This window comes from Aminivibrio pyruvatiphilus (genome assembly GCF_004366815.1).
Lineage (GTDB): Bacteria > Synergistota > Synergistia > Synergistales > Aminobacteriaceae > Aminivibrio > Aminivibrio pyruvatiphilus.
Genome location: NZ_SORI01000055.1, coordinates 1 through 1,560 on the forward strand (window position 1 = coordinate 1; position 1,560 = coordinate 1,560).

The following is a 1,560-nucleotide window of genomic DNA, read 5'->3' on the forward strand; positions in this document are numbered from 1 at the left end:
CGGCGAAAGAGCATGGTGACCAGATTCCAGACAGTAGACAGAGCGACTCCGTACATACTCCCCCAGTCCATTGAGGACTGGCTTCCCGAAGACCACCTTGCCCGCTTCGTGGTGGAAGTCGTATCGAAGCTCGACCTCGCTCCACTGAGAGCGTCGTACGCCGGTCGGGGGTCTACGCCCTACGACCCGGGAATGCTGCTGTCGCTCCTCTTCTACGGGTACGCCACCGGAGTCAGGTCGAGCCGGAAGATCGAGGCGGCCACCCACGACTCCGTGGCCTTCCGGTACATAGCGGCGAACAGCCATCCGGACCATGACACCATAGCCTCATTCCGTCTGCGTTTTCTTGTCGAGATAGGCGAGTACTTCGTGCGGATACTTGAAGTGGCGCGGGAAACGGGAATGAGGCAGGTGGGAAGCGTCAGTCTGGACGGAACGAAGGTCAAAGCGAACGCCTCGAAGCATCGGGCCATGAGCTACAGGCACGCGCGGAAGATACGGGAGCAGCTGCGGGATGAAGTGGACGAACTGCTTCGCATGGCGGAGGAAGCCGACCGGAACGAGAAGCGGACGGTGATCGACGTCCCTGCGGAGCTGAAGCGCCGGGAGAAGCGTCTCGATCTCATCGAAGAGGCCGTGAAGGAGATCGAACGCCGGGCGGCCGAGACGTACCGCGTGGAAAAGGAAGAGTACGACGGGAAGATGGCCGTCCGGGAGAAGAAGGAAAAAGCGACCGGGAAGAAGGTCGGAGGGAAGAAGCCCGCCGAACCGAAAGCCGGCCCTGCGGACACGGATCAGGTGAACTTCACCGACGAGGAATCGCGAATCATGCCCATGTCCGGAGGAGGCTTCGAGCAGGGGTACAACGCGCAGGCTGTGGTGGACAACGCCAGCAGGCTGATAGTGGGAACGGACCTTGGACATGCCTCCGTCGACAAGCAGGCGCTTCAACCCGTTCTCGAGGCCATGAAAAGAAACCCCGAAGGGCTGACGACGCCGGAGACCGTGCTGGCCGACGCGGGATACTGCAGCAAACACAATGTGGAGTACTGCGTGGAACGGGGAATCGAACCGCTGATCTCCATCGGAAGGGAGCAGCACAACATTCCGCTACTTGAAAGATGCGGTGGAGATTCGGAGCTTGTCTCCCGGAATAAGGAGGCGCCGTGTTCGACGGAGTCTGAGTGCGGACAAACTGCGGACAACTCCATGGACCGCATGAAGGCCAGGCTGAAGACGGCCGGTGGAAGAGCGGAGTACGGGAAGCGCAAGGGCGTGGTCGAGCCGGTGTTCGGGATCATAAAAGAGGTGTTGAATTTCAGGCGGTTTCTCCTTCGTGGTCTGAAGAAAGCGAAGGGTGAATGGACATTGGTGTGCATGGCGTACAACGTGAAGAGAATGCACATAATTCGGACATCGTAAAAGGGAAAACGCCCCGGAGGTGAAACTTCTCCCCCCGGAGCGTTTAAAATGACGCTTTCGTATCCTGGAAGTTATGAACTCCGGAGCAGATGGAGCTCATGAGACGGAGTTTTGAAGGCCAGTCCGACAGGCTCCTAG

The 1,560-nt window shown here is 59.1% G+C and carries 1 protein-coding gene; it reads left to right on the forward strand.

Translation table 11 applies throughout. The features are described from left to right. Positions 1-15: 15 nt before the first annotated feature. Positions 16-1,422 (forward strand): IS1182 family transposase, encoded by a 1,407-nt coding sequence (locus tag C8D99_RS15055; protein WP_133959321.1) that lies wholly within the window; start codon positions 16-18, stop codon positions 1,420-1,422. Positions 1,423-1,560: the final 138 nt, after the last annotated feature.